Genomic DNA, 25,950 nt, shown 5'->3' on the forward strand with positions numbered 1-25,950 from the left:
TCGTGACCCGCGCCGCGACGATGCAGAGCGAAGCGATGAGGAGGAGTGGCGCTCGTGACCCGCGTCGCGACGATGCAGAGCGAAGCGATGAGGAGGAGTGGCGCTAGTGACGGCTGAAGCGCTCGACCGGCCGGTCAAGGTCGAGGTATTCAGGCCGCTGAGCTTTCGGCGCCGGATCACCAACAACACCGCGACCATCTTCTTCCTCGGCTCGTTCTGCGTCGCGCTGGTGCCACTGATCTGGGTGCTCTGGATCGTCATCGAACGCGGCTGGTACGCCGTGACGCGGTCGGGGTGGTGGACCCATTCGCTGCACGGCGTGCTGCCGGAACAGTTCTCCGGCGGCGTCTACCACGCGCTGTACGGCACGCTGGTGCAGGCCGGGGTGGCCGCGGCCCTGGCCGTACCTCTCGGCCTGATGACCGCGGTGTTCCTGGTCGAATACGGATCCGGGCGCCTGGTGCGCCTGACGACGTTCATGGTCGACGTGCTCGCCGGGGTGCCCTCGATCGTTGCGGCGCTGTTCATTTTCAGCCTCTGGATCGCCACGCTGGGCTTCCAGCAAAGTTCGTTCGCGGTGTCGCTGGCGCTGGTCTTGCTGATGTTGCCGGTGGTGGTGCGCTCGGCCGAGGAGATGCTGCGGCTGGTGCCCGACGACCTGCGTGAAGCCAGCTACGCGCTCGGTGTGTCCAAATGGAAGACCATCGTGCGGATCGTCTTCCCGATCGCGATGCCCGGCATCGTGTCCGGCATCCTGCTGTCCATTGCGCGGGTGATCGGCGAAACGGCGCCGGTGCTGGTGCTGGTCGGCTACAGCCGGTCGATCAACCTCGACATCTTCCATGGCAACATGGCTTCACTGCCGCTGTTGATCTACACCGAGCTCACCAACCCTGAACACGCGGGCTTCCTGCGGATCTGGGGTGCGGCGCTGACGCTGATCATCATGGTCGCCGTCATCAACATCGTCGCCGCGCTGACCCGTTTCCTGGCCACGCGCAAACGCTGAGCGGGCTTACTTCGACGACGCTTTCGAGGCCGTCTTCTTGGCGGGAGCCTTCTTGGCAGCCGTCTTTTTGGCCGGGGCCTTTTTCGCCGCGGCTTTCTTCGCGGGAGCCTTCTTCGCGGGTGCCTTGCCGTTACCGGAGCGCGCCTTGACGCTGGCCTCCAGCTTGGCGAGCAGGTCGGAGACGTCTTCGGTCTCGTCCAGCTCCTTCGGCTTCTCTTCGGTGGTAAACGCCTCTCCGCCTTCGAGTTTGGCTTGGACCAGCTCGTGCAGCTGCTCCTGGTAGTCGTCGTGGTAGCGGTCGGGGTTGAACTCCTCGGCCATCGAATCCACCACCTGCCCGGCCATTTTGAGCTCGGCGGGTTTGACCTCGACCTTCTTGTCCAGGATCGGAAAGTCCGGGTCGCGAATCTCGTCGGGCCACAACAACGTGTGGATCACCATCACGTCGCGTTTGCCGAAGTCCTTGACACGCAAAGCCGCCAGCCGGGTCTTGTTGCGCAGCGTGAAATGCACGATCGCCATCCGATCCGTCTCGGCCAGCGTCTTGGCCAGCAGCACATAGGATTTCGATGACTTCGAGTCGGGCTCCAGGAAATAGCTGCGGTCGAACAACATCGGGTCCACGTCGCTGGCCGGCACGAACTCCAGCACCTCGATCTCGCGGCTGCGCTCCTCGGGGAGCGTGGCGATGTCGTCGTCGGTGATGATGACCGTCCGGCCGTCGTCGGATTCGTAGGCGCGGGCGATGTCACGGTATTCGACGACCTCGCCGTCCACCTCGCAAATCCGCTGGTATCGGATGCGGCCGTTGTCCTTGGCGTGCACCTGGTGGAACTTGATGTCGTGATCCTGGGTGGCGCTGTACACCTTGACCGGGACATTCACCAGCCCAAACGCGATGGAACCCTTCCAGATGGAGCGCATGCAGATCAGTATGCCCGGCGGGCCTGCGGCAAAACAGCACGACGAGGCTACGACCTTGGTCGTTGGACCGGGCCCGGCGCACCGACGCGAGGCGCCCCTAGCGACGCGAAGCGGCGTCCAGCGCAGCCCGGTCCGGCAGGTCAGCTCCCGCGCGGGCGACGGTCAGCGCCGCACACATGCTCGCCGTCTCGAGTGCCGCCGTCAGCGCGTCCACGTCGATCCCGCGCAACGCGGCGCGCCGGTCACCGCCCAACGATCCCGATTCCCACAGCGCGTCAAGCAGGCCGGCCATGAAGGAGTCGCCGGCCCCGACGGTGTCCACCACGCGGACCGCGCGGGTCGGTACCCGGGCGACCCCGGCCGCGCAGAAAGCCACCGCGCCGCGGTCGGCCATCGTCATCGCCACGATCGCGGGTCCCAACCGCAGCCATGTCTGCGCGATCTGCTCGGGCGGCTGCGTGGAGTCGATCCAGCGCAGGTCTTCCTCGCTGACTTTCACGATGTCGCTACGTTCGATGAGATGCTCGATGCGCGCGACGGCCGGCTCCCGATCGGCGATCAGCGACGGCCGCACGTTGGGATCGAAAGTGACGGTGGCCGAGATGCGATAGGTGTCGATCAGCGCCGCCACCGCCAGGCAGCCCGGATCCTGCACGGCGGCAATCGATCCGGTGTGCACGAAAAGCGGCGGCGCGACCGGCGGGGTTCCGGAGAGCCGCCAGTCCAGATCGAAAACATAGTTGGCCGAGCCGTCTTCAGCGATCGTTGAACGCGCGGTCGCGGTGCGCCGCGCCGTCGTGCTATCCGAAAGCAATTGCACGCCCGCGGATTCGACGTAGTCGGCGATGCGCCTGCCGTACGCGTCGTCGGCGATGGAGGTCAGGAAGTCGACCTCGCGGCCCAGCCGGCCGAGCCCGACGGCGACGTTGAGCGGGCTGCCGCCGACATGCTCGTCGGCCTCGACGATGTCGATCAGCGACTCGCCGATGACCAGGCCACGGGTCATCGCACCAAGGCCTCCAGCGTCGCGCGGGCGCCCTTGTGGTGCAACGAGTCCAGCGCCCAGGTGTAGGCCTGGACGAAGCGCGGCTGGTGGGCCAAATCGCCGAACACGGCCGCGATTTCGATGAACGCCGTGGGATTCTCGTACTGCGAACGCGCGATCGGGATCAGCGAATCCGCAAGCTGATCCACCACCTCGTACGGCTTACCCCACTCGTCGGTGCCTTCGGCGTAGCGGGCCCAGCTCGCCACCACCGCGGCCGCCACCCGAACCGGGCCGTCGCTGGCCAGGTTGTCGCAGATCACCGGGATCAACCATTTCGGAATGCGATCCGACGAATAGGCGCACAACCGCGCCACCGTGTCGCGCACACCTGGGTTGGAGAACCGCTCGACCAGCGTGCGGGTGTAATCGTGCAGGTCGATCCCAGGGACCGGCGGCAACGTCGGGATGGCCTCGGATTCGAAGTAGGCAAGCAAGAATTCGGCGAACAACGGATCGCTCGCGGCCTCGTGGACGAACGTGAAGCCGCACAGATGGGCGAAGTAGGCCAGGCACTGATGGCCCGCGTTGAGCAGTCGCAGCTTCATCAGCTCGTACGGGGCGACATCCTCGACCAGCAGCACGCCCGCCTTTTCCAGCGGCGGCCTGCCGTCGGCGAAATCATCCTCGAGCACCCAGGCGGTGAACGGCTCGGCCACCACCGGCCACCGGTCGTTGATGCCGAAATCTCGCCGCACCTCGGCGGCCATCTGCAGGGTCGTCGCCGGGGTGATCCGGTCGACCATCGAACTGGGGAACCGGGCCCGTTCATCGATCCACTGCGCCAGTGCGGGGCCCCGGCTTTCGGCGTTCGCCAGTACGGCCCGGCGGGCGATCTCACCGTTGTTCTCGATGTTGTCGCACGACACGATCGTCGGCGCGGGGAGCCCACGCCGGCGACGCCGGTCCAGGGCGTCGACGATCAACGCGAAGGCGGGCCCGTCCGGGTCCCGATACCCGCCCTCGGTGATGGTCAGCGAAATGATCCGGGTGGTCGGTGCCGCAAGCACTTCCACCGCCGGCTCCGGATCGTCGGGGGCGTAGTGGTAGTCGATGATTGAGCCGATCACGTGGGCGTCCCGGCTACCGTCGGGCTTTTCCAGGATCAGCGTGTAGAGCCCGTCCTGACCGTCGAGCACATCGCGCATCGTCCAGTCGGCGGGCATCACCCCGACCCCGCAGATGCCCCACTCGCGCGCCAGGCCCTGCTGCAGTAGCAGATTGAGGTACGCGGCCTGATGCGCGCGGTGGAAATGACCCGCGCCGATATGCGCGATGCCGACGCTCACGCTGCCGCGGTCGTAGGTCGGCGCCTCGATCGGCAGCGTCGCGAGCGTCGCATTGTTCAGCTTGATTCCGCCAGCCTCCATTGGCCAACTCCTCCCCGGGTCAGTGCCCGGATCGTCACCGGGCTACCGAGCCTCCACTCGGTGCGGCCGACAACAGCAGGGCATCGGCGATAGCGCGCCACGAGTCGGTTATCGCGACTGCGCCGGCCTCGATCAATTCCTCACGGCGGCAATCCCGTTCGTCGGGCGGCACGAACATCAGGTTGCCGATGGTGGCATAGCCGGCCGCGACCGCCGACGTCACGCCCGCCACCGAGTCCTCGACGGCCAGCCCTTGTTCGGCCGCCACGCCCAGCACCTGGCCGCAATGCAGGTACACCGCGGGATCGGGTTTGCTCGTCGGCACCGGAAGAGAATCCTCCGCGCTGAACGTCACCGCCTCCGATAGCAGCGCGTCGAGACCGGTGGCGGCGAAGCAGGCACGCAACCGCTTGGTGGCGCTGGAGCTCACGGCCGCCAGCGCGTAGCGCGTTGCGAGTTCTCGCAACGGCTCCAGCACCTGCGGATCGGGGGTCAGCGTGACGGCCAGATGAGCGGTGACCCGTTTGCGCTCCTCGCCCACCCACCGCTCGAGTTCGTCGGCGGACAACGCGTTGCCGCCCGCGAGGTCGCCGGCGTTGGCGATCACCGCCGCGGGACGGCCCTGGGCCAGGGACCGCTCGAGCGGCACCGCGCACTGCACCGCCAGGTCGAGGGCCGTGGTGCGGAAGTTTTTCCCGACGGCACGCTTGCGCAACTCTTCGGAGCTGAGCGGGGCGGTCACGCCGAACCTGGCCAGGAAACGGTTGGTCACCTCGGTAGAGGCGTCGAAAGCCGGCCGCTCCGAACCGAATAGGTTGTCGTCGGCGTCGCACAGCAACGTGGTGATCGGCGCGGGGTCGAAGGCGCGCACGAAGGTCAACCCGAAGGTCATCGCGACACCAACTCCCGCTCGTCATTGCGCATCGCGTCCCGCAGCGTGGGCACCACACCGCGCACGTCGATATCGGCGATCATCGCGCCCAGGCGCTGGGAGAAGCCGGGAATCGCGCGCACCTCGGCGAACATCTCATGTCCCAGCAGCGGATCCGGGTTGCTGCGTGCCATGTTGGCCAACCTAGCGACCGGAATCGCCTGCGAGTCTTCCAGGCGCAGCTTGCGCCCGTTGAGGTCGTGGCCGCGCATGTAGCGCGCCCATCCGGCGACAGCCAACATCAGCAGCGTGTGCGGCCTGCCCTGGGCGATGGCCTCCTGTAGCGAGGGCAGCACGAACGTCGCAATCTTGCTCGTTCCGCGCCGCGCCAGCCGCGAAAGCTGGTCACTCATGCGGGGGTTGCTGAGCCGATCGAGCAAGGTGCCCCGGTACTCGGGGGTGTTCATGCCGGGAACCGGGGGCAGCAGCGGCTGAATCTCGTCGCGCAGGAGCGTTTCGACATAGTCGAAGATGATGCGGTCCCGCATCGCCTCGTCGGTGCGCTGGTAGCCGGCCAGGGTGGCCAGGCAGGCGAGCGCGATGTGGGTTCCGTTGAGAAGACGGGTTTTGATCAGCTTGTGGTCGCTGACGTCGGCGACGAACTCGGCGCCGACCTCGTCGAGCGGTGGTCGCCCGTTGCTGAACGAATCTTCGATCACCCACTGGCGATGCGGCTCGGTCACCACCGGCCATTTGTCGGCGACGCCGAACGTCTGCTCGACGAATTTGCGCTCCGACTTGGTGGTTTGCGGGGTGATGCGGTCGACCATGGTCGACGGGAACGCGACGTGGGTGTCGATCCACCGGGCGAGCCCGGCATCCTTCAGCGCGGCGAACGACACCAGCGCGGTTCTCGCGGGCTGGGTATCGCCGGGAACGTTGTCGCAGCACAGCACCGTGAAGGGGGCGACACCGGCGCGGCGGCGCCGGTCGAGGGCTTCGGCCAGGTATCCCCACGCGGTGGCGAAACCGTCGGAGGAGACGACGTCGGCGCGCACGTCGGGGTGGTCGGCGTCGAACTCGTCGGTGACCGGGTTGAGGAAGTATCCGTTGTCGGTGATGGTCAGGCTGACGATGCGGGTTTCGGGGTCCGCCAGGGCGGCACGCACGGCCGCGCCGTCATTCGGCGCGTAATGCACGGAACCGATCGAGCCGACCACGCGGGCGGTTTGGCGGTCGTGGCCGCGCTGCACGACGGTGTACAGCCCGTCCTGGGCCGACAGCAGGTGTTTGACGTCCGGGGAATGCAGGCTGACGCTGGTCACACCCCAACGTCCGGAAATGCCCGAGCGGGCCAGGTCGTCGAAGTAGACGGCCTGATGTGCGCGGTGGAAGTTGCCCGCGCCGATGTGGACGACTCCTCGGCCGAGGGCCGACCGGTCATAGGTCGGGATGTCGACGCGTTGTGAATGCAGTCGCAGCGTCGCATCGCTGAGTGGGACGCCGCTGTTTCGACGCCAGGGGGAGGGAATTACGTCAAACATTGTGTGTCTGTGCCCCGGGTCGGTCGGCGATCTAACCCCTTCGTTAGTCATGTCACAAAAAAAGCTGACTGTGACACGATTAGTGGAGGTCAAAACGGTTAACACGCGCGAAACGCGTAGGTTGACAACATGGCACCGCGGGTGAAACTGACCAACGCCGACAAGGTGCTGTACCCCGCCACCGGCACCACCAAGGGCGAAATCTTCGACTACTACACGCAAATCGCCGAGGTGATGATCCCGCACATCGCCGGCCGTCCGGCCACGCGCAAGCGGTGGCCCAACGGCGTCGGCGAAGAGTCCTTCTTCGAAAAGCAACTGGCCGCATCGGCGCCCGACTGGCTGCCGCGCGCCAGCGTGACCCATCGATCCGGAACGACGACATATCCGATCATCGACAGCCCCACCGGTCTGGCCTGGATCGCCCAACAGGCCGCGCTGGAGGTCCACGTGCCGCAGTGGCGCTTCGTCGCCGAGTGGACCCGCAGCCGGGCCGAGGAATTGAAACCCGGACCGGCGACCCGTCTGGTGTTCGACCTGGACCCCGGTGAAGGCGTCACGATGGCCCAGCTGGCCGAGGTGGCGCACGCCGTCCGTGAACTGATCACCGGGATCGGGCTGACCACCTATCCGCTCACCAGCGGCAGCAAGGGCCTGCACCTGTACACGCCGCTCGCCGAGCCGGTGAGCAGCAAGGGCGCTACGGTGTTGGCCAAACGTGTTGCGCAACAACTGGAAAAGACGATGCCCAAGCTGGTGACGTCGACCATGACCAAGAGCCTGCGCGCCGGAAAGATCTTCCTGGACTGGAGCCAGAACAACGGCTCCAAGACGACCATCGCACCCTACTCGCTGCGCGGGCGCGAACAACCCACCGTCGCGGCGCCGCGCACCTGGGCTGAACTCGACGACCCGTCGCTGCGCCAGCTTCGCTATGAGGAGGTGCTGGAGCGGGTGGCCCGCGACGGTGACCTGCTCGCGCCGCTCGACGCGGACGCGCCCGTTCCGGATCGGTTGACGAAATACCGCAGCATGCGCGACGCGTCGAAAACTCCCGAGCCGGTTCCGGTGGCGAAACCCGCTGTCGGACGAGGCAACAGCTTCGTCATCCAGGAACACCACGCCCGCCGGCTGCACTACGACTTCCGGCTGGAACGAGACGGCGTGCTGGTGTCCTGGGCGGTGCCGAAGAACCTGCCCGAGACCACATCGGTAAACCACCTGGCAGTCCACACCGAGGATCATCCGTTGGAATACGGCGGTTTCGAAGGCATCATTCCCAAGGGTGAGTACGGCGCGGGCAAGGTGATCATCTGGGATTCCGGAACCTACGAGGCCGAAAAGTTCAATGACTCCGCCGAAAAAGGGGAGGTGATCGTCAATCTGCGCGGCAGCAAGATCTCCGGACGCTACGCGCTGATCCAAACCAACGGCGATCAGTGGCTGGCACACCGGATGAAGGATCAGAAGGTTTTCGAGTTCGACACGATCGCCCCCATGCTGGCCACCCATGGCTCAGTGACGACACTCAGGGCGAGCCAGTGGGCGTTCGAAGGCAAATGGGACGGCTACCGACTGTTGATCGAGGCCGACCGCGGCGCGCTGCGGGTACGGTCGCGCCGCGGCCGCGAGGTCACCCGGGAGTATCCCGAACTACAGTCGCTGGCAACCGATCTCGCCGATCATCATGTAGTTCTCGATGGCGAGGCGGTGGTATTGGACGGCTCGGGTGTGCCCAACTTCCACGAGATGCAGAACCGCGGCCGCGGCTCCCGCGTCGAATTCTGGGCGTTCGATGTGCTCTACCTCGACGGCCGCTCGCTGCTGCGGGCCCGCTACTCGGACCGGCGCAGGGTGCTGGAAATGCTGGCTGCGGGCAGCGCTCTCATCGTTCCCGAATTGCTGCCCGGGGACGGCGCGCAGGCGCTGGAGCATTCGGGCGAGCGCGGCTGGGAGGGGGTGATCGCCAAGCGGCGCGACGCCACCTACCAGCCCGGGCGGCGCTCGTCGTCGTGGATCAAGGACAAGCACTGGAACACCCAGGAAGTCGTGATCGGCGGCTGGAAGGCCGGAGCGGGCGGACGTAGCAGCGGCATCGGCTCACTGCTGATGGGCATCCCCACCGCCGACGGCCTGCACTTCGCGGGGCGCGTCGGCACCGGGTTCACCGAACGCGACTTGGCCAACCTGAAGAAGACGCTGGCGCCGCTGCACACCGACCAATCCCCGTTCCACCCCCCGCTGCCTCGCAGCGAAGCCCGGGGCGTGACCTACGTGAAGCCGGTCCTGGTGGGTGAGGTGCGCTACAGCGAGTGGACCCCGGATAACCGGCTACGCCAATCGAGTTGGCGCGGGCTGCGCCCGGACAAGGAAGCAAGTGAGGTGGTACGCGAGTGAAATGGGTTACCTACCAGTGCGATGACGGCGAGCGCGTCGGGCTCGTGTCCGGCGACACCATCTACGCGCTGGCGCCGGGGGTGACGCTGCTCGAGCTGATCGCGCGCGGCTCGGACGGATTGCGGCGGGCGGGGGAAGAAGCGCAGCGCACCCCGTCGGCGACCGTCCCGCTCGCCGACGCGCGACTGCTGGCACCGATTCCGCGCCCGCCGTCGATCCGCGATTCCCTATGCTTTTTGGACCACATGCGCAACTGCCAAGCCGCGCTGGGTGCCGGGCGGGTGCTCGCCGACACCTGGTACCGCATTCCCGCGTTCTACTTCGCCTGTCCGACAACCGTACTGGGCCCCTACGACGACGCCCCGACGGCACCCGGCAGCGCTTGGCAGGACTTCGAATTGGAGATCGCCGCGGTGATCGGCACCGGTGGAAAGGATCTCACTGTCGAGCAGGCCGAACAGGCCATCATCGGCTACACCATTTTCAATGACTGGTCCGCGCGCGATCTGCAGCAGATGGAAAGCCAGCTGGGGATCGGTCAAGGCAAGGGCAAGGACAGCGGGGTCACGCTGGGCCCCTACCTGGTGACCCCCGACGAGCTCGAGCCGTACCGGCGCGCCGGCCGACTGGACCTGCGGGTGACCGCACTGGTAAACGACGCAGTGATCGGTTCGGGGTCGACCGCCCAAATGGATTGGAGCTTCGGCGAAGTCATCTCCTACGCCTCGCGGGGCGTCACGCTGAATCCCGGTGACGTCATCGGCTCCGGGACGGTGCCCACCTGCACGCTGGTCGAGCACCTCAATCCCGCTGCGCTGGAAGCGTTTCCGGGCTGGCTGCACGACGGCGACGTCGTCACGCTTCGGGTCCAGGGCTTGGGGGAGACCCGGCAAAGTGTCCGCGCCAGCGGCGCGCCGCATCATCTGGCCCCCCGGCCCAACCCCGACGCCGCACCTGCCCCGGCCCGGGTCAACCGCGCGCCGGCGAAGGTGCCCTACACCCGCGGGCTGCATCAGGTCGGCGACCGGGTGTGGGCATGGACGTTGCCCGACGGTGGTTACGGGTGGAGCAACGCCGGGCTGATCGCCGGCGACGGTGCGTCAATGCTGGTGGACACCCTGTTCGACCTGGCGCTGACCCGCGAGATGCTCGCCGCCCTGCGGCCCATCACCGGGCCGGCGCCGATCACCGACGCGGTGATCACCCACTCCAACGGCGACCACACCCACGGCAATCAGTTGCTCGACGCGTCGGTGCGCATCATCGCCGCCCACGGCACCGCCGAGGAGATCGAGCACGGCATGGCCCCCGAGATGCTGGCCATGGCGCAGACAGCCAACCTCGGGCCGGTGGCAACGCCGTACACGCGGGAACGCTTTGGGCACTTCGACTTCAGCAACATCACGCTGCGCAACGCCGACCAGACCTTCGAACGCAACCTGTCGATCGAGGTGGGTGGGCGCCGGATCGACGTGCTGAACCTGGGTCCCGCGCACACCGCCGCCGACTCGGTGGTGCATGTGCCCGACGCCGGCGTGCTGTTCGGCGGCGACCTGTTGTTCATCGGCTGCACGCCCATCGTGTGGGCGGGCCCGATCGCCAACTGGGTCGCGGCGTGCGACGCGATGATCGCGCTGGACGCTCCCACGGTGGTGCCCGGCCACGGCCCGGTCACCGACCCGGATGGAATCCGTGCTGTGCGTGGCTATCTCGTGCACGTCGCCGAACAGGCCGAGGCCGCATACCGCCGGGGCCTGTCGTGGGCCGAGGCCGCCGACACCATCGACCTCGGCGAGTACGCAACCTGGCTGGACGCTGAGCGCGTCGTCGTCAACGTCTACCAGCGATACCGCGAACTCGACCCACAGACACCGCAATTGGAAGTCATGGCGCTGCTCGTGATGCAGGCCGAATGGCTGGCGAAGCGGATCGGCGTGATTCACCGCGCCGGCTAGCGCCGCACGGCCCTGACGAACCTGATCGTGGTGGCGGGCACCTGCTGATCGGTGGGTCCCAGTTCCGGCAGACCCGCGGCGGCGAACAGGTCGGTGAGCCGAAACGTGGTGGTATCCCACCCGTTTGCGGCCAGATGTGCGGCGACGTCGGTGTGCTCGCCGGCGTAGGCCAGGCCGGCGATGTCCAGCTCGAGCCCCTGCCTCCGCCAGCCCTCGGTCATGCGCTGCGCCTGCTCCTGCCCCTCCGGCGTCGCCGGGGCGACCGTCCCGAAATCGGCGGCGAACCGGCTGCCCTCGCTGGACAACGGAATGATGGCGTTCAGCAACCGCACTTCGGCTTCGGGCGGAAGAAATCCGATCAGCACTCCCTCGGCCAACCACGCCGTCGGCTGGTCCGGGTCAAAGCCGGCCTCCTGCAACGCCGTCGGCCAGTCCTCGCGCAAATCGATGCCCACGGTGCGGAGTTCGGCGGTGGGGGCCGCGCCGATCTCGGCCAGCGTCGCCGTCTTGAACGCGATCACCTCCGGCTGATCGATCTCGTACACCGTCGTCCCGGCCGGCCACCGCAGCCGGTAGGCCCGCGAATCGAGCCCGGACGCCACGATCACCACCTGGCGCAGCCCGGCCTGCCCGGCGGCGGCGAAGTAGTCGTCGTAGAACCGGCCCCGGGCCGCGAAGGTGTCCACCATTCGCGCGAAGGCGACGCCCTCTTCGATGTCGGCCGAATCGAGTTCGCCGCTGGCCAGCTTGGTGAAGACGTCCAGCCCGACGGCACGCACCAGCGGCTCGGCGAACTCATCGGTGATGACCGGATGGGGACGTTTGGTGGCGGCCGCGCGGGCGGCGGCCACCATGGTGGCGGTGGCGCCCACGCTGCTGGCCAGGTCCCAGCTGTCGCCTTCGGTTCGTGCCATGACTTCTCCTTCGGTGTGGTGGCAAAACCACGGTATGCCTCATCGGTGAACGGGCACGTCGCCTACGGTTTCCCTATGCCCGCAGTGACACTGGAAGCTCTCGACGACAACATCGCCTGCATCACCCTGAACCGGCCCGAGCGTCTCAACGCCATCGACGGGTCGTTGATCGACGGCGTCGACAAGGCGCTCGACGTTCTCGACGAGGGCGAGTTCCGGGTGGCGATCCTGACGGGTGCCGGGCGCGGCTTTTGCGCCGGCGCCGATCTCAGCGGCACCGGCCAGCCGTGGACGCAGAACAAGCCGACCACCCCGGCGTTCAAGGTCAACTACGACGCGCAGGTTCGGTTGGCCAACCTGTACACCCGGATCTACGAGATGGACATTCCGGTGATCGGCGCGGTGAACGGTGTCGCCGTCGGTGGCGGCCTGGCCTTCTCGTTGGTTTGCGACGTCCGGGTCGCCTCCGAGCAGGCCCGGTTCGGTTCGGTGTTCATCAAGGCGGGCTTCTCGTCGATGGACATGGGCACCAGCTACCTGCTACCGAAGATCGTCGGCGCCGGTGTGGCCCGCGAACTCATGCTCACCGGCCGCATCATCGATGCGGCCGAGGCCTATCGGATCAAGCTGGTCCACGAGGTCGTCGCCCCCGACGAGCTGCTGCCCGCCGCGCTCAAGCTGGCCCGCTCGATCGCCGACAACAACGCTTATGGCGTGTGGCAAACCAAGATTGGGCTCAACGCCGCGCTCGACGCGCCCAGCCTGCGCCATGCCATCGAGATCGAGAACCGCACCCAGATCCTCAGCGGCTTCACCAACAACCCGGTCGAGGCCGCCTTGGCGCACCGAGAGAAGCGCGCCCCGAAGTGGGATGCGTTGTGAGGCTTGACCTTATGGCGACGGCCCACTGCGCACGGCTGTGGTCGATTGTGGCGACCCGCTTCGCCCGGCTGCGCCGCGCTTGCGATCGCCACGGCCGCGCTTGGAACCGCCGCTAAAGTTTCGCGATCACGTTCTCCGCGAACATCTCCAGGTTGCGGACCTTGCTGTCCAGCGGCTCGGTGTCCTTGCCCTTGATGTAGGGGATGCGGAAGCCGACGATGACGTCGGTGACGCCCTTGTCCTCGAGCCGTTTGATGCCGTCCGTGGTGTAGGCGTCGGCCGAGATGACGTGGATCTCGAACGGCCCCGTCTTGCCGGCCTCTTCGCGAAACTTCTTGAGCTTGGCCAGCAGGTGATCGAGCTCCTCGGGGTCACCGCCGCCGTGCATCCAGCCGTCCAGGCGCGCCGCGCGCCGCAGGGCCGCGTCGGCGTGCCCGCCGATCAGGATCGGCACGGGCTTGGTCGGGGCGGGCGTCATCTTGGTCTTGGGGATGTCGTAGAACTCGCCGTGGAACTCGAAATACTCACCGGTGGTCAGGCCCTGGATGATCTCGATGCATTCGTCCATCCGCTTACCGCGCCTGGCGAACGGGACGCCCAGCAGCTCGTAGTCCTCGGGCCACGGGCTGGTGCCGACGCCGAAACCCACTCGGTTGTCGGTCATCGCGGCCAGCGAGCCAATCTGCTTGGCCACCAACGCCGGTGGCCGGATGGGCAGCTTGAGGACGAAGAAGTTGAACCGCAGCTTGGTGGTCACCGCGCCCAATGCCGATGTCAGCACGAAGGTTTCGATGAACTCCTTGCCGTCCAGGAACTCGCGGTTGCCGTCCGGGGTGTAGGGATACTTCGAGTCGGATTCGAAGGGGTAGGCGATGCTGTCGGCGATGGTCATGGCGTCGTAGCCGGCCGCCTCGGCTGCCTTGGCTAGCGGGATGTAGTACTTAAAGTCCGTCATCGCCTCTGCGTAGGTAAACCGCACGTCATCTGCCTTCCTGGAGGGGTCGTCCCTCGACATTAGAACGTGTTCTAGTTTCAGCACAACCGGCAGTTGGGTGCGACGGGAGGGTCACCGTCCACCGCTGGTTTCGGATTAAAGCTGGTTCTCGGGGCCGATGACCGCCCACACCGTCTTGCCGGACGCGGTGGGGGTGCTGCCCCACGCGCGCGACAACGCTTCGACGATCGCCAGCCCGGACACGTCGATGCCCTTCGGCGGCGACGGCAGCCGCACCGCGGGCGCGTCGCTGGCGTCGGACACCGCGATGGTCGCGGTGGTGCCCTGCGCTTCGATGCGCACCGCCGGAACGCTCGCGGTGTGCTCGAGCACGTTTTCCACGAAAACGTTGACCACGACCAGGGCCACCGGAATGAGTTTCGACTGCGACCAGGTGGTGAGCCATTCGCGGACCATGCGCCGTGACTCGCGCAGGCTGGTCAGGTCGGCGGGCAGCTGGACATCGGCGCGCCGCACCGGGCGGCGGCTGTTCTGGCCGAGCGCCTTCATTGCCGCCTTCTCGCTCGGATAGACAGGCATGAAGTGGGTGATACCGCTATTGCTGATCGCCTCGCGGGCCGCCCGGTCGGCGCAGACCAACACGATCGGAACGTGGGGTGCGCTGCCAATCTGCCAGTACGCACCCATGAAGCTCGACCAGTCCGATTGGTTGCGCACTTTGAGACCGGAGACATTGACGATCACTACGGCGCCGTCGTCCAACGTGGCCTTGAGGATTCGCTCGCGAACGGTGGTGGAGTTGGCGGCATCAAGCTCACCGTCGACGGTCAGAACGGTTACCGAGTCATCCGTCCGCATCGCAACGGCCACCGGGCTCATCCCAGCTCGGTCCTGGCGTCCGGTTCCATTTCCCGCTCCTCGCATTCTGCCGGGCCGATTGCTTGAGTATCCGCTCTCCGGGGCAAAAGTCTACTTCGCAAATCATCGGCCACTACGCAGGCAGAAACCACAGGCTGCGATCGGGATTCGCCCGAATGTGTGCCGCAGGCCCGCAGTGGAGGCATCATGTGTTCCCCTCCCCACCCGCTGGGGCGTCCGACTTTCATCGCCCCAGCGTGCTGTGGAGTCCGTCGCCCAGCACGCGCTTCCCCGGGGGTTACCACGCGCTGAGCGCCGCCAAACTTTTGGGTATGTTCAACAAACGTGCATTAACCAGCGCAAAGGCACCGGTTCGGCGGCCGCGGCGGCCCCTAAGCGAGGCTCAGTGGTTGCTCGGTGCGTAGGGCGGAGCGCCCACCCCGGCGACCGAGTGCGTTCCCCACGGCGTCTGTTCGACGATGCGTGCCGGCGCGCTGCGCCGACCGATGGTCAGTGTGCCGGTCCGCACTTGCTTGAAGAGGTCGTCCGACAACGGTCCGGACGCCGAATCGAAGACGGTTCCCTGCCAGTGATAGCGGCCGTCGAGCGGGTCCAGATGGCCGGTCAGCCGGACCCGTACCGGATGGCGGGCGCCATCGATCTCCAGCGTGGCGGCTCCGCTGTACGTGTTGTCGCCGGCGGGCGCGCTGGCCGACAGGTCGAAGGCGGATGCCACCGGGGGCGGCTCGGCCGGTCGCAACTGGGCGCGCTCGTTAAACACCCGCTGGCTGCTGGCCCGCACCTCGATGCGGGCGCTGGCGGTGCGCGCCATGACTTTCAGGCAAACGGCGACGTAGCGCGCCTGGGCGTCCCGATCGGGTCCGGTGATGACGAAGTAGTTCGGGAATCCGCGCACCGCCACCCCACAGAACGGCTCCATCCCGTCGTGCCAGGCTCGCCGCAGGGTGAGGCCACCCGCGCCGATCAGGCCGTCGTCGGCGGCGTCCTCGGGGATGAAGAAGCCGGTGCCATAGACGATGGCGTCGACGCGGTGCTCGACGCCGTCGGCGGTGCGCACGCCCGTTGCGGTGACCGCCTCGATCGCCGACGCGGCGATCGTCAGCTCCGGGGCGGCGGGCCGGGCGCGGCGGCGCAGCCAGCGTCTGGCGCGGGTGGACCATGCCGGGATGTCGGCCACGACCCGACGTGGCGCGTGGGCGAACACGGTGACAGAAGCTGCCGCCCGAGTCAGTCGCTCGAGGCGATGGGCCGCCGCGGTGTCGGTGCCGATCACCGCGATGTGCTTGCCGGACGGATCGAATTCGCGATCCCATGCCGCGGCGTGAAACGTCGCACCGCGAAAGGTCTTGTCGCCGGGCAGCTTCGGTATCCACGGGGTGCCGGGCCTCCGGTGTGCGTCGACGACGACGTGCGCCCGGACGACGCGGCCGCTGTCGGTGTGTAGCGTCCAGGTGTCGGTGCCCTCGTCGAACACGCAACGCGGGACCGGGACGTCCAGCATCGCAACGTCGGTCACACCGGCGGACTGCAAAACGGATCGGACGCCGGGGTCCGGACCGATGACGACCAGGGGATGCTCAGCCGTCACAGAAACCTGCTGCGCTTCCAACCGCGGCGCGCGATCGGCCCCAGCAGGCCCACCTCGGTCAAAAACGCCGCCAGGGGAGCGAAGCCGGCAACCTGGATGTCACGGCGATGTGGGCTGGTGCGCGCGACCTTTCGGGCCCGCTTGGGATCCAGACCCGCCCGTGCGTACGGGACCGGGTTGCTGAACAGGTAGTTGAAGAAATACCCGCCCAACCCGTTGATGTTGGCCATGAACCAACGGTTGAACCGGGGCATCTCGACGACGCGCTTGCGGGCGCCGTCGCGCGCGAACTGGATGTGGCGCGCCTCTTCGGTGACGTGAATTCGCATGAGGCGCTGGATGATTGGCTGCAGTTCCCGGTCGTCCATCATCTGCCGCTGCAGCGAGTCGAAGATCTCCTCACCGATCAGGGCCGCCACCCAGAGCATCGAGCCGCGCTGAAACGCCAACGGCAGCGCATTGATGATCATCCGATGAAACAGCTTGGGGCGCACCGGCTTTGCCCCGATGCGTTCGATGGCCTTGCCGAACATCACCATGTGGCGGGTCTCGTCGCCCAGTTCGGTCAGCTTGTAGTGCGTCGACCTGCTGGTCGGGTCCTCGTGCAGGATGGTGCGCAGCAGCGCCTGGTTGAGCATGTTCTCGAACCAGATCCCGGCAGAGAGCGTGTTGACCAATTCCTGGCGGGACAGCTCGATTTGTTGTGCGCGGGTCATCTCGTCCCACATGGGGGTGCCGTAGAGCGACACCAGCCGGGGCGGCAGATAGAACTTGTCCGGATCCAGCGGTGCGTCCCAATCGATGTCGACGACGGGTTCGTAGGACTTCTTGACCGAGCCCTTCAGCAACCGGTCCGAGAAGTCTTCACGACTCGGCCCTGTCGGCTTCACCGCAGACGTCACGCGCCGCTCCCTCCATTGGGTGCTCAGACGGTACCCATGGTACTGGGTACTCGGGGTCCCGGCTAGATGTTGAAGGTTGCGATTCGGCAATCTGACGGGCAACGAGCATCAGGAGGCGACGCGGTGGGCCGGCACATCCATGTCATCGGCATCGGGGCCGGCGACCCCGATTACGTGACCGTGCAGGCGATCGAGGCGCTCAACGACACACAGGTCTTCTTCGCGATGGACAAGGGCGAACAGAAGAGCGACCTGGTGGCGCTGCGCCGCGAGGTCTGCGACCGGTTCATCCGCGAGCCGGGCTACCGGTTCGTCGAGCTGGCCGACCCCCAGCGGACGGACGATGCCGACTACCGGGGCGCGGTTGCTCAGTGGCACGCCGCCCGCGCGCAGATCTGGGCCGACGCGATCGCCGCCGAACTCGGTCCGCACGGCGTCGGCGGGTTTCTGGCCTGGGGGGATCCGTCGCTCTACGACAGCACCCTGCGCATCCTCGACGCGGTGGCCGCTCGGGTCGACTTCACGTTCGACGTCATCCCGGGGATCACCGCCGTGCAGGCGCTGACGGCCCGCCACCGCATCCCGCTCAACGAGGTCGGCGAACCCGTGCTGATCACCACGGGCAGGCAACTGCGCACCCACGGGCCGTCTTCGGCATCGGCCGTGGTGATGCTCGACGGCGACTGCTCGTTTCAGGTCTGCCCGCCCGACACGCAGATCTGGTGGGGCGCCTACCTCGGCACCGACGACGAACTGCTCATCGCGGGCACGGTGGGCGAGGTGGGGCCGCGCATCGTTTCGCTGCGAGCCGAAGCCCGCGCCCGGCACGGCTGGATCATGGACACCTATTTGCTGCGACCGGCACACTGAAACCGTGCCCGAACTACCCGAGATCGAAGCGCTGGTCGACCACCTGCGGCGCCACGCCGTCGGCCTGCCGATCGGCCGGGTCGACATCGCCGCCCTGTCCGTGCTCAAGACCTTCGACCCGCCGATCAGCGCGCTGCACGGTCAGACCGTCGCCGGGGCCGAGCGGTGGGGCAAGTACCTCGGGCTGCGCACCGACAACCTCTTCTTGATCGCGCATCTGTCGCGTGCCGGCTGGTTGCGTTGGTCGGACAAGCTGGGCGCCGCGCCGCTGCGGCCCGGAAAGGGCCCGATCGCGCTGCGGGTGCACCTGGGCACCCCCGGCGAGGCACCCGGTTTCGACCTCACCGAGGCCGGCACCCAAAAGCGGCTGGCGGTGTGGCTGGTCGACGACCCGGCTCAGGTCCCCGGCATCGCTGCGCTGGGCCCGGACGCGCTGGATCTGGACGCCGACGCGCTGGCCGATCTGTTGGCCGGCAACACCGGCCGGATCAAGACCGTCATGACCGACCAGAAGGTGATCGCCGGGATCGGCAACGCCTACAGCGACGAGATCCTGCACGTCGCGCGGATCTCGCCGTTCGCCACGGCCGGCAAGCTGTCCGATCAGCAGCTCGCCACCCTGCACGACGCGATGGTTTCGGTGCTCACCGATGCGGTGACCCGATCCGTCGGGCAAGGCGCGGCCACGCTCAAGGGCGAGAAGCGCTCCGGCTTGCGGGTGCACGCCCGCACCGGGCTGCCCTGCCCGGTATGCGGGGACACCGTGCGCGAAGTCTCGTTCGCGGACAAGTCTTTTCAGTACTGCCCGACGTGTCAGACCGGCGGGAAGATCTTGGCCGACCGGCGGATGTCGCGTTTGCTGAAGTAGTCGCCGAGCCGCGACTTGACACCTGTCGATATGCTGCCCCGATGACTCGCCAGAAGATCCTTATCACCGGTGCCAGCTCCGGCCTGGGCGCCGGCATGGCGCGTGCGTTCGCCGCCAAGGGCCGCGACCTCGCCCTGTGCGCGCGGCGCACCGACCGGCTCGATGAGCTCAAAGCCGAGCTGTCGCAAAAGCATCCGGGCATCAACATCGCCGTCGCCGCGCTCGATGTCAACGACCACGAGGCCGTCCCCAAGGTGTTCGCCGAACTCGGCGACGAACTCGGGGGCATCGACCGCATCGTCGTCAACGCCGGCATCGGCAAGGGCGCAAAGCTGGGGTCAGGCAAGCTGTGGGCCAACAAGGCCACCATCGAGACCAACCTGGTCTCAGCGCTGGTGCAGATCGAGGCCGCGCTGGAGATGTTCAACAAGAACGGATCGGGCCACCTGGTGCTGATTTCGTCAGTGCTCGGCAACACCGGCGTCCCGGGCGTCAAGGCCGCTTACTGCGCCAGCAAGGCGGGGCTGACGTCATTGGGTGAATCGCTGCGCGCCGAGTATTCCAAGGGTCCGATCAGGGTCACCGTGATCGAGCCGGGTTACATCGAGTCGGAGATGACCGCCAAGTCGGGGAGCACAATGCTGATGGTGGACAACGAGACTGGTGTCAAGGCACTGGTCGGTGCCATCGAGCGCGAGCCCGGCCGGGCCGTGGTGCCGCGGTGGCCGTGGGCGCCGCTGGTGCAGTTGATGCGGGTGCTGCCGCCGCAGCTGACCAAGGTGTTCGCCTGATTCAGCTGGTCCGCCCGCGCTCGCTGCGGTAGCGGCGCACCAGGGCGTCGGTGGAGCTGTCCGACTGCGGCGCCGGCGAGCCGTCCGCGGTGATCACCGGAAGCAGGGCCTTGGCCTGGGTTTTACCCAGCTCCACGCCCCACTGGTCGAACGAGTCGATCCCCCAGATCACGCCCTCGGTGAAAACCTGGTGCTCATAGAGCGCGATCAGCTGACCCATCACCGACGGGGTGAGCCGGTTGGCCAGAATCGAGGTCGACGGCCGGTTACCGGGCATCACCTTGTGCGGCACGATGTCGGCGGGCGTGCCCTCGGCGGCGATCTCCTCGGCGGTCTTGCCGAACGCCAGCACCTGGGTCTGGGCGAAGAAATTGCTCATCAACAGGTCGTGCATGCTGCCGTCGCCTTCGGCGGTGGGCAGGTCGTCGAGGGGTTGGCTGAACCCGATGAAGTCGGCGGGCACCAGCCGGGTGCCCTGATGCAGCAGCTGGTAGAACGCGTGCTGCCCGTTGGTTCCCGGTTCACCCCAGAAGATTTCACCCGTGTCGGTGGTGACCGGGCTGCCGTCCGCGCGGGTCGACTTGCCGTTGGATTCCATGGTCAGCTGTTGCAGGTATGCCGCGAAGCGCGCCAGGTCATTGGAGTACGGCAGCACGGCGCGCGACTGCGCGCCCATGAAACTGGAGTACCACAGGCCGATAAGCCCAAGCAGCACAGGCGCGTTGGATTCCAGCGGCGCGGTCTTGAAATGCCGGTCGACGATGTGGAACCCGGATAGGAAGTCCGCGAAGGCTTCTCGGCCGATGACGGCCATCACCGACAGGCCGATCGCCGAATCCACCGAGTAGCGGCCTCCGACCCAATCCCAGAACCCGAACATGTTGTCGGTGTTGATGCCGAAGTCGTCGACGAGGCGTTTGTTGGTGGAGACGGCGACGAAGTGCTGGGCCACCGCGGCGTCGCCGAGGGCGTCGGTGATCCAGCGGCGTGCGGCCGTGGCGTTGGTCAGGGTTTCCAACGTCGAGAACGTTTTCGACGCGACGATGAAAAGCGTTGTGGCGGGGTCCAAGTCGGCCAGAGTGGCGATCAGGTCGGCAGGGTCGACATTGGAGACGAAGCGCGCCGAGATCCCCGCATCCGCGTAGTGGCGCAGCGCCTGATAGACCATCACCGGGCCGAGGTCCGATCCGCCGATGCCGATGTTGACGACCGTGCTGATCCGTTTGCCGGTGGCCCCCGTCCATTCACCGCTGCGCAACCGGTCGGTGAATTCGCCCATGGCGTCGAGCACCGAGTGCACCTCCGCGACGACGTTCTGGCCGTCGACGGTCAGTTCGGCATCCCGGGGCAGCCGCAGCGCGGTGTGCAGGACCGCGCGATCCTCGGAGGTGTTGATGTGCACCCCGGCGAACATCTGGTCGCGCCGTTCTTCGAGACTGGCCGTGCGCGCCAGATCGACCAAGAGCCGCAGCGTTTCTCGCGTGATGCGGTGCTTGCTGTAATCGATGTAGAGGTCACCGACGGAGACGGTCAGCTCGCGGCCGCGATCGGGATCGTCATCGAAGAACTGGCGCAGATGGGTCTGGCCGATCTGTTCGTGATGCCTGCGCAGGGCGTCCCACGCCGGGGTGGCGGTGATGTCGGGGAGGGTGTGCACGGATGTCATTGGCGTCGCTCCTCTTCATCGCTTCGCTCTGCATCGTCGCCGACGCGGGTCATTGGCGTCGCTCCTCTTCATCGCTTCGCTCTGCATCGTCGCCGACGCGGGTCATGCTTCGACCCTATGGGCTAGGACGTCACGGAGCCAGGTATAGCGCCGCGCCGATGCGACCCGGTCAGTGACCGAGCCGGCCCCTGCCCAGGCGCAGCAACAGAATCGCCAGGTCCTTGCCTTCGGGGCCGAGTTCGCTGTAGCGCTCGATCACCTTCATCTCGCGGCTGTGCACCAGTCGCGTGCCGCCCGAGGCCATCCGGGCCTTGCCGATTGCCTGGGACACCTCGGTGCGCCGCTGCACCGCGGCCAGAATCGCGGCGTCGAGCCGGTCGATCTCGTGACGCAACTCGTCTATGTCGGTGGGCACTTCGGTGGCCACCGTCTCGATGTTCATCTCTGCTGACTCCGCGTCTTCGTCGTGATGTGGGGGTTCTGGTCTCATGCAGTATCGGGCCTCACAGAAGACGAGCCCCGAGTGCCGAAGCGGACCACGGGGCTCTGCGGAAGCAGTTAGACCACGGGCACCGCGAACTGGTACCCGTAGGGAAATCGGCGGCGCCGCTCCTGGGCCGAGGAGCGTCGCCGGCACTGCACGTTGAGCACGAATCGAGTGTGCCACTACACACTGTGAACACGCAAAAAAATCGCCGTCTAAGCTGCGCTTTTTGGACTCCGGTGCAATTAGCCGGCCGGATGGATCCAGGTTCGGAAAGGCCATTCCGACACGCCGGATTTCGGGTAGCGTCCGTGACGCCGCACCGGCCGGTCCGGCCACTAACCTGGTCTGATCCCGGGGCGCTGATGCGTCAGTGGGCGGCGGTAAGTTTGGACTGACATGAGTGTGCACGTAACAGATGCCAAGCCGGCCTCCGAAGCAGATCAACTGCTCGAGGGTCTCAATCCGCAACAGCGCCAAGCGGTGGTGCATGAGGGTTCGCCCCTGCTGATCGTCGCGGGCGCGGGCTCGGGAAAGACCGCGGTGTTGACCCGCCGCATCGCCTACTTGATCGCCGAACGCGGGGTCGGGGTCGGGCAGGTGCTGGCCATCACCTTCACCAACAAGGCCGCCGCCGAGATGCGCGAACGGGTGGTCCGGCTGGTGGGCAACCGGGCCCGCGCGATGTGGGTATCCACCTTCCACTCGACCTGCGTGCGCATCCTGCGCAACCAGGCGTCGTTGATCGAGGGCCTGAACTCCAATTTCTCCATTTACGATGCGGACGACTCGCGGCGGTTGCTGCAGATGATCGGCCGGGACATGGGGCTCGACATCAAGCGGTACTCGCCGCGACTACTGGCCAACGCCATCTCCAACCTGAAGAACGAGCTGATTGACCCCGCCGGGGCGGTGGCCAACCTGACCGACGACTCCGACGAGTTGTCCCGCACGGTGGCCAGCGTCTACGGCGAGTACCAGCGGCGGCTGCGCGCGGCCAACGCCCTGGACTTCGACGACCTGATCGGCGAGACCGTGGCGGTGCTGCGAGCCTTCCCCCAGATTGCCCAGCACTACCGGCGGCGGTTCCGCCACGTCCTCGTCGACGAGTACCAGGACACCAACCACGCGCAGTACGTGCTGGTGCGCGAATTGGCGGGCCGCGGCGGTTCAGCGAGGCTCGCCGGAGCTGGCCCAAGGGCCGGCGGAGGCGGGGCGAAGCTGGGACCGCCGGATCAGCCCGGCAGTGCCGAGGTATCCGACGAAGTGCCGCCCGCGGAACTGTGCGTCGTCGGCGATGCCGACCAGTCGATCTATGCGTTCCGCGGCGCTACCATCCGCAACATCGAGGACTTCGAACGCGACTACCCGGACGCGACAACCATTCTGCTGGAACAGAATTACCGCTCGACGCAGAACATCCTGTCCGCCGCGAACTCGGTGATCGCCCGAAACTCCGGACGCCGGGACAAGCGGCTGTGGACCGCCGAAGGCGCCGGCGAGCTGATCGTCGGCTATGTCGCCGACAACGAGCACGACGAGGCCCGATTCGTGGCCGAGGAGATCGACGCGCTCGCCGAAAAGGGCGAGATCACCTATAACGACGTCGCCATCTTCTACCGCACCAACAACTCGTCGCGGTCTTTCGAAGAGGTGTTCATCCGCGCCGGAATCCCCTACAAAGTCGTTGGGGGAGTGCGGTTTTACGAGCGCAAGGAGATCCGCGACATCGTCGCTTACCTGCGGGTGCTGGACAACCCCGGCGACGCGGTCAGCATGCGGCGCATCCTCAACACCCCGCGCCGGGGCATCGGCGATCGCGCCGAGGCATGCGTGGCGGTGTATGCCGAGAACACCGGCGCCAGTTTCGCCGACGCGCTGGTAGCCGCGGCCGAAGGCAAAGTACCGATGCTGAATTCGCGCGCGGAGAAGGCGATCGCCGGTTTCGTCGAGCTGCTGGACGACCTGCGCGGCCGCCTGGACGACGACCTCGGCGACCTGGTCGAGTCGGTGCTCGAACGCACCGGATATCGCCGGGAGCTGGAATCGTCCACCGATCCCCAGGAGCTGGCGCGTCTGGACAACCTCAACGAACTCGTCAGCGTGGCACACGAATTCAGCACCGACCGCGCCAACGCCGCGGCGCTGGGCGAGTCCTTGCAGACACCCGAAGACGAGGACGTGCCGGACACCGGCGTGCTCGCGGAATTCCTGGAACGGGTCTCGCTGGTCTCCGACACCGACGAGATACCAGAGGACGGCGCCGGCATGGTCACCCTGATGACGCTGCACACGGCCAAGGGCCTCGAGTTTCCGGTGGTGTTCGTCACCGGCTGGGAGGACGGAATGTTCCCCCACATGCGGTCTTTGGACGATCCGGTCGAGCTGTCCGAGGAGCGACGGCTGGCCTACGTCGGGATCACCCGAGCCCGCCAACGCCTCTATGTCAGCAGGGCGATCGTCCGGTCGTCCTGGGGGCAGCCCATGCTCAATCCGGAATCGCGCTTCCTGCAAGAGATTCCGCAAGAGCTCATCGAATGGCGGCGCACGGCACCCACCCCGTCGTTCAGCGCGCCGGTGAGCGGCGCCGGCCGGTTTGGCACCCCGCGGGCGGCCCCGACCCGTTCGGGGATGAGCAAGCGGCCGCTACTGGTGCTCGAAGCCGGCGACCGGGTGACACACGACAAGTACGGGCTGGGCCGGGTCGAGGAGGTCTCCGGCGTCGGCGAATCGGCGATGTCGCTGATCGACTTCGGCAGCTCCGGGCGGGTGAAGCTGATGCACAACCACGCCCCGATCAGCAAGCTCTAGCCGCGACCACGGGCTTCCGCGTCGAGCGTGCACTCAGCGCGAGAAATCGGCGAAATCCTCGCCGTGAGTGCACGTTCGGCAAAGGTCAGGCGTCCAGCCAGCGTTTAGTTTGCGGCAGCAGCACGAGCACGACCGTGGCGATCGGCAATGCGGGCAGCAGATGCACAACCCAGGCGACCCGCGCCCCGGCGATGAACACGCCGATGTAGGTGAGAACGGCGACCAGCGCTCCGGCCATCAGCAGGTAGCGGCTGATCGATCGGCGCTGCAGCAGCAAGATCACGCCAGAGACCGTGGTGCCGGCGAAGACCAGGGCCAGGAAGGCGACCGCTATGCAGAACAGGCGGTCGGTTCGCCACCAGCCGGCGATCAGGTCGGTGGCTACCACCGACGTGGCCCAGCCGCTGATGATGCTCACTGCGCACGCGGCGACGGCCGTCCGATCGCTGGGCTCGACGGCCGGCACTCCGCCATAACCCGTGCGGGCCGCGCCGGAGCCGGACCGGTAGGGCGGCGGCTGCGGGGTGAGGTGGGTGGTCGGGGTGTCCGGCGTGGTAGGGATGGGGCCGGTCGGCGCGCGGCGGATGATCCGCGTCCGTGAGTCGGAGGGCGGGTCGTGCTCCGGTGTGGGCTCGGGCGGACGCGGACCGGAATTTTCTTCGTTCGGCGCGGTCACCTCAGCCAGCGTAGTTGCCGACGCTGAGACCACGCTTAGCAAGCCACGGCACCGGGTCGATCCGCTCGGTGCCGCCCTGCAGCACCTCGAAATGCAGGTGCGGGCCGGTGGAATTGCCCCGGTTGCCCATGGTGGCGATCTGGTCGCCGGCCATCACGCGCTCACCGACGCTTACCAACGCGGTGTTGATGTGACCGTAGAGCGTGACCGTGCCGTCGGCGTGGCGCAGCTTGACCAGCATGCCGTAGCCGCCGGCCGGACCGGCGTCGATCACGACGCCGTCGGACACCGCATAGATCGGGGTGCCGATCGAGTTGGCCAGATCGATGCCGGCGTGCAGCACGCCCCAGCGGTAGCCGAAGTTGGAGGTGAAGATGCCCTTGGTCGGCATCACGTAGAGCGGCTGGGACAACCGGGCCTCGCGCTGAGCGCGGTCGTTGGCGAAGGCGACGCCCTTGGCCAGCTCCTGGTTGTGCAGCGCGGCGGTGGCCGCGGGCTCCGCCGCGATCACCTGGGGGCCGCGGACGGTGTTGCTGCCGCCCGCGCCAC

At 67.0% G+C, this 25,950-nt stretch carries 22 protein-coding genes and 1 pseudogene; 9 read left to right on the forward strand and 14 right to left on the reverse strand.

What is annotated here, in order from left to right:
• Positions 1-106: 106 nt before the first annotated feature.
• Complete coding sequence (pstA, locus tag DQP58_RS02420; protein ID WP_112706903.1) at positions 107-1,009, forward strand: phosphate ABC transporter permease PstA; 903 nt, start codon at positions 107-109, stop codon at positions 1,007-1,009.
• A 6-nt stretch (positions 1,010-1,015) separates the two neighbouring features.
• Here the strand turns inward: pstA and DQP58_RS02425 are convergent, their stop codons facing one another.
• The 5 genes from DQP58_RS02425 to DQP58_RS02445 form a co-directional block, all read right to left on the reverse strand.
• Positions 1,016-1,933 (reverse strand): Ku protein, encoded by a 918-nt coding sequence (locus DQP58_RS02425; protein WP_066866734.1) that lies wholly within the window; start codon positions 1,931-1,933, stop codon positions 1,016-1,018.
• A 97-nt stretch (positions 1,934-2,030) separates the two neighbouring features.
• A complete protein-coding gene (locus tag DQP58_RS02430) occupies positions 2,031-2,939 on the reverse strand; it encodes a carbohydrate kinase family protein (RefSeq protein WP_112706904.1) in 909 nt (302 codons plus the stop codon).
• Positions 2,936-4,348: a mannitol dehydrogenase family protein gene (locus tag DQP58_RS02435; RefSeq protein ID WP_112706905.1), complete on the reverse strand. Its 1,413-nt coding sequence runs from the start codon at positions 4,346-4,348 to the stop codon at positions 2,936-2,938. Before DQP58_RS02435 ends, DQP58_RS02430 begins: the two co-directional genes overlap by 4 nt.
• Before the next feature lie 34 nt (positions 4,349-4,382).
• The gene (locus DQP58_RS02440) at positions 4,383-5,240 is read right to left on the reverse strand and encodes an HAD family hydrolase (protein WP_112706906.1); all 858 of its coding nucleotides are present in this window, start codon (positions 5,238-5,240) and stop codon (positions 4,383-4,385) included.
• Positions 5,237-6,763 carry a mannitol dehydrogenase family protein gene (locus tag DQP58_RS02445; protein ID WP_112706907.1) on the reverse strand — a complete coding sequence of 509 codons (1,527 nt, stop codon included), beginning with the start codon at positions 6,761-6,763 and terminating at the stop codon, positions 5,237-5,239. Before DQP58_RS02445 ends, DQP58_RS02440 begins: the two co-directional genes overlap by 4 nt.
• Positions 6,764-6,892: 129 nt before the next feature.
• Between DQP58_RS02445 and DQP58_RS02450 the strand changes: the two genes are divergently transcribed.
• Positions 6,893-9,160 carry an ATP-dependent DNA ligase gene (locus tag DQP58_RS02450; protein WP_112706908.1) on the forward strand — a complete coding sequence of 756 codons (2,268 nt, stop codon included), beginning with the start codon at positions 6,893-6,895 and terminating at the stop codon, positions 9,158-9,160.
• Positions 9,157-11,115, forward strand: coding sequence for a fumarylacetoacetate hydrolase family protein (locus tag DQP58_RS02455; protein WP_112706909.1), 1,959 nt, complete (start codon positions 9,157-9,159; stop codon positions 11,113-11,115). The genes DQP58_RS02450 and DQP58_RS02455 overlap by 4 nt, the downstream gene beginning before the upstream one ends.
• Here DQP58_RS02455 and DQP58_RS02460 read toward each other — a convergent pair.
• Entirely contained in the window at positions 11,112-12,029 is a 918-nt protein-coding gene (locus DQP58_RS02460) for an SAM-dependent methyltransferase (protein WP_112706910.1), read from the reverse strand. The two genes, DQP58_RS02455 and DQP58_RS02460, sit on opposite strands and share 4 nt — an antisense overlap.
• Positions 12,030-12,104: 75 nt before the next feature.
• Here DQP58_RS02460 and DQP58_RS02465 point away from each other — a divergent pair, with 75 nt between their 5' ends.
• Entirely contained in the window at positions 12,105-12,911 is an 807-nt protein-coding gene (locus DQP58_RS02465) for an enoyl-CoA hydratase/isomerase family protein (RefSeq protein WP_112706911.1), read from the forward strand.
• 112 nt (positions 12,912-13,023) lie between these two features.
• On the opposite strand, the gene DQP58_RS02470 is transcribed toward DQP58_RS02465, so the two are convergent.
• The 4 genes from DQP58_RS02470 to DQP58_RS02485 form a co-directional block, all read right to left on the reverse strand.
• Positions 13,024-13,890: an LLM class flavin-dependent oxidoreductase gene (locus DQP58_RS02470; RefSeq protein ID WP_112706912.1), complete on the reverse strand. Its 867-nt coding sequence runs from the start codon at positions 13,888-13,890 to the stop codon at positions 13,024-13,026.
• A gap of 111 nt (positions 13,891-14,001) precedes the next feature.
• Positions 14,002-14,745, reverse strand: coding sequence for an STAS domain-containing protein (locus tag DQP58_RS02475; protein ID WP_112706913.1), 744 nt, complete (start codon positions 14,743-14,745; stop codon positions 14,002-14,004).
• Positions 14,746-15,127: 382 nt separating this feature from the next.
• Positions 15,128-16,333, reverse strand: coding sequence for a DUF4873 domain-containing protein (locus DQP58_RS02480; RefSeq protein ID WP_430915682.1), 1,206 nt, complete (start codon positions 16,331-16,333; stop codon positions 15,128-15,130).
• Positions 16,330-17,235 carry an AurF N-oxygenase family protein gene (locus tag DQP58_RS02485; RefSeq protein WP_112706914.1) on the reverse strand — a complete coding sequence of 302 codons (906 nt, stop codon included), beginning with the start codon at positions 17,233-17,235 and terminating at the stop codon, positions 16,330-16,332. Before DQP58_RS02485 ends, DQP58_RS02480 begins: the two co-directional genes overlap by 4 nt.
• A gap of 123 nt (positions 17,236-17,358) precedes the next feature.
• Between DQP58_RS02485 and cobF the strand changes: the two genes are divergently transcribed.
• The 4 genes and pseudogenes from cobF (at position 17,359) to DQP58_RS02500 (ending at position 19,764) form a co-directional block, all read left to right on the forward strand.
• Positions 17,359-18,105 carry a precorrin-6A synthase (deacetylating) gene (gene cobF / locus DQP58_RS02490; RefSeq protein WP_112706915.1) on the forward strand — a complete coding sequence of 249 codons (747 nt, stop codon included), beginning with the start codon at positions 17,359-17,361 and terminating at the stop codon, positions 18,103-18,105.
• Between the two features lie 4 nt (positions 18,106-18,109).
• A pseudogene (locus DQP58_RS27020) lies at positions 18,110-18,352 on the forward strand (DNA-formamidopyrimidine glycosylase family protein); the annotation flags it as partial.
• Positions 18,353-18,514: 162 nt separating this feature from the next.
• Positions 18,515-18,973 carry a zinc finger domain-containing protein gene (locus DQP58_RS27025; RefSeq protein ID WP_240629543.1) on the forward strand — a complete coding sequence of 153 codons (459 nt, stop codon included), beginning with the start codon at positions 18,515-18,517 and terminating at the stop codon, positions 18,971-18,973.
• Positions 18,974-19,014: 41 nt separating this feature from the next.
• Complete coding sequence (locus tag DQP58_RS02500) at positions 19,015-19,764, forward strand: SDR family oxidoreductase (protein WP_112706917.1); 750 nt, start codon at positions 19,015-19,017, stop codon at positions 19,762-19,764.
• A 1-nt stretch (position 19,765) separates the two neighbouring features.
• Here the strand turns inward: DQP58_RS02500 and pgi are convergent, their stop codons facing one another.
• Positions 19,766-21,430 carry a glucose-6-phosphate isomerase gene (gene pgi, locus DQP58_RS02505; RefSeq protein WP_112706918.1) on the reverse strand — a complete coding sequence of 555 codons (1,665 nt, stop codon included), beginning with the start codon at positions 21,428-21,430 and terminating at the stop codon, positions 19,766-19,768.
• A gap of 169 nt (positions 21,431-21,599) precedes the next feature.
• Positions 21,600-21,920 carry a chorismate mutase gene (locus tag DQP58_RS02510; protein ID WP_082972517.1) on the reverse strand — a complete coding sequence of 107 codons (321 nt, stop codon included), beginning with the start codon at positions 21,918-21,920 and terminating at the stop codon, positions 21,600-21,602.
• 393 nt (positions 21,921-22,313) lie between these two features.
• Between DQP58_RS02510 and pcrA the strand changes: the two genes are divergently transcribed.
• Positions 22,314-24,725 carry a DNA helicase PcrA gene (pcrA, locus tag DQP58_RS02515; protein ID WP_112706919.1) on the forward strand — a complete coding sequence of 804 codons (2,412 nt, stop codon included), beginning with the start codon at positions 22,314-22,316 and terminating at the stop codon, positions 24,723-24,725.
• An 85-nt stretch (positions 24,726-24,810) separates the two neighbouring features.
• Here pcrA and DQP58_RS26950 read toward each other — a convergent pair whose 3' ends face one another.
• Both DQP58_RS26950 and DQP58_RS02525 read right to left on the reverse strand, forming a co-directional pair.
• Complete coding sequence (locus tag DQP58_RS26950; protein ID WP_205869313.1) at positions 24,811-25,401, reverse strand: hypothetical protein; 591 nt, start codon at positions 25,399-25,401, stop codon at positions 24,811-24,813.
• Between the two features lies 1 nt (position 25,402).
• The coding region (locus tag DQP58_RS02525) for a M23 family metallopeptidase (protein WP_133259334.1) at positions 25,403-25,950 on the reverse strand (548 nt) is incomplete at its 5' end.

The sequence above is a fragment of the Mycobacterium colombiense genome (genome assembly GCF_003284975.1).
Taxonomy (GTDB): domain Bacteria; phylum Actinomycetota; class Actinomycetes; order Mycobacteriales; family Mycobacteriaceae; genus Mycobacterium; species Mycobacterium europaeum_A.

Bases quoted from the DNA above. Each gene is read 5' to 3' on its own strand.
- DQP58_RS02450 (WP_112706908.1), top strand. From the start codon at position 6,893: ATGGCACCGCGGGTGAAACTGACCAACGCCGACAAGGTGCTGTACCCC.
- DQP58_RS02500 (WP_112706917.1), top strand. From the start codon at position 19,015: ATGACTCGCCAGAAGATCCTTATCACCGGTGCCAGCTCCGGCCTGGGC.
- pgi (WP_112706918.1), bottom strand. From the start codon at position 21,430: ATGACATCCGTGCACACCCTCCCCGACATCACCGCCACCCCGGCGTGG.
- DQP58_RS02510 (WP_082972517.1), bottom strand. From the start codon at position 21,920: ATGAGACCAGAACCCCCACATCACGACGAAGACGCGGAGTCAGCAGAG.
- DQP58_RS02440 (WP_112706906.1), bottom strand. From the start codon at position 5,240: ATGACCTTCGGGTTGACCTTCGTGCGCGCCTTCGACCCCGCGCCGATC.
- DQP58_RS02425 (WP_066866734.1), bottom strand. From the start codon at position 1,933: ATGCGCTCCATCTGGAAGGGTTCCATCGCGTTTGGGCTGGTGAATGTC.
- DQP58_RS02430 (WP_112706904.1), bottom strand. From the start codon at position 2,939: ATGACCCGTGGCCTGGTCATCGGCGAGTCGCTGATCGACATCGTCGAG.
- pcrA (WP_112706919.1), top strand. From the start codon at position 22,314: ATGAGTGTGCACGTAACAGATGCCAAGCCGGCCTCCGAAGCAGATCAA.
- DQP58_RS02460 (WP_112706910.1), bottom strand. From the start codon at position 12,029: ATGGCACGAACCGAAGGCGACAGCTGGGACCTGGCCAGCAGCGTGGGC.
- DQP58_RS02465 (WP_112706911.1), top strand. From the start codon at position 12,105: ATGCCCGCAGTGACACTGGAAGCTCTCGACGACAACATCGCCTGCATC.
- DQP58_RS02445 (WP_112706907.1), bottom strand. From the start codon at position 6,763: ATGTTTGACGTAATTCCCTCCCCCTGGCGTCGAAACAGCGGCGTCCCA.
- DQP58_RS02475 (WP_112706913.1), bottom strand. From the start codon at position 14,745: ATGAGCCCGGTGGCCGTTGCGATGCGGACGGATGACTCGGTAACCGTT.
- DQP58_RS02435 (WP_112706905.1), bottom strand. From the start codon at position 4,348: ATGGAGGCTGGCGGAATCAAGCTGAACAATGCGACGCTCGCGACGCTG.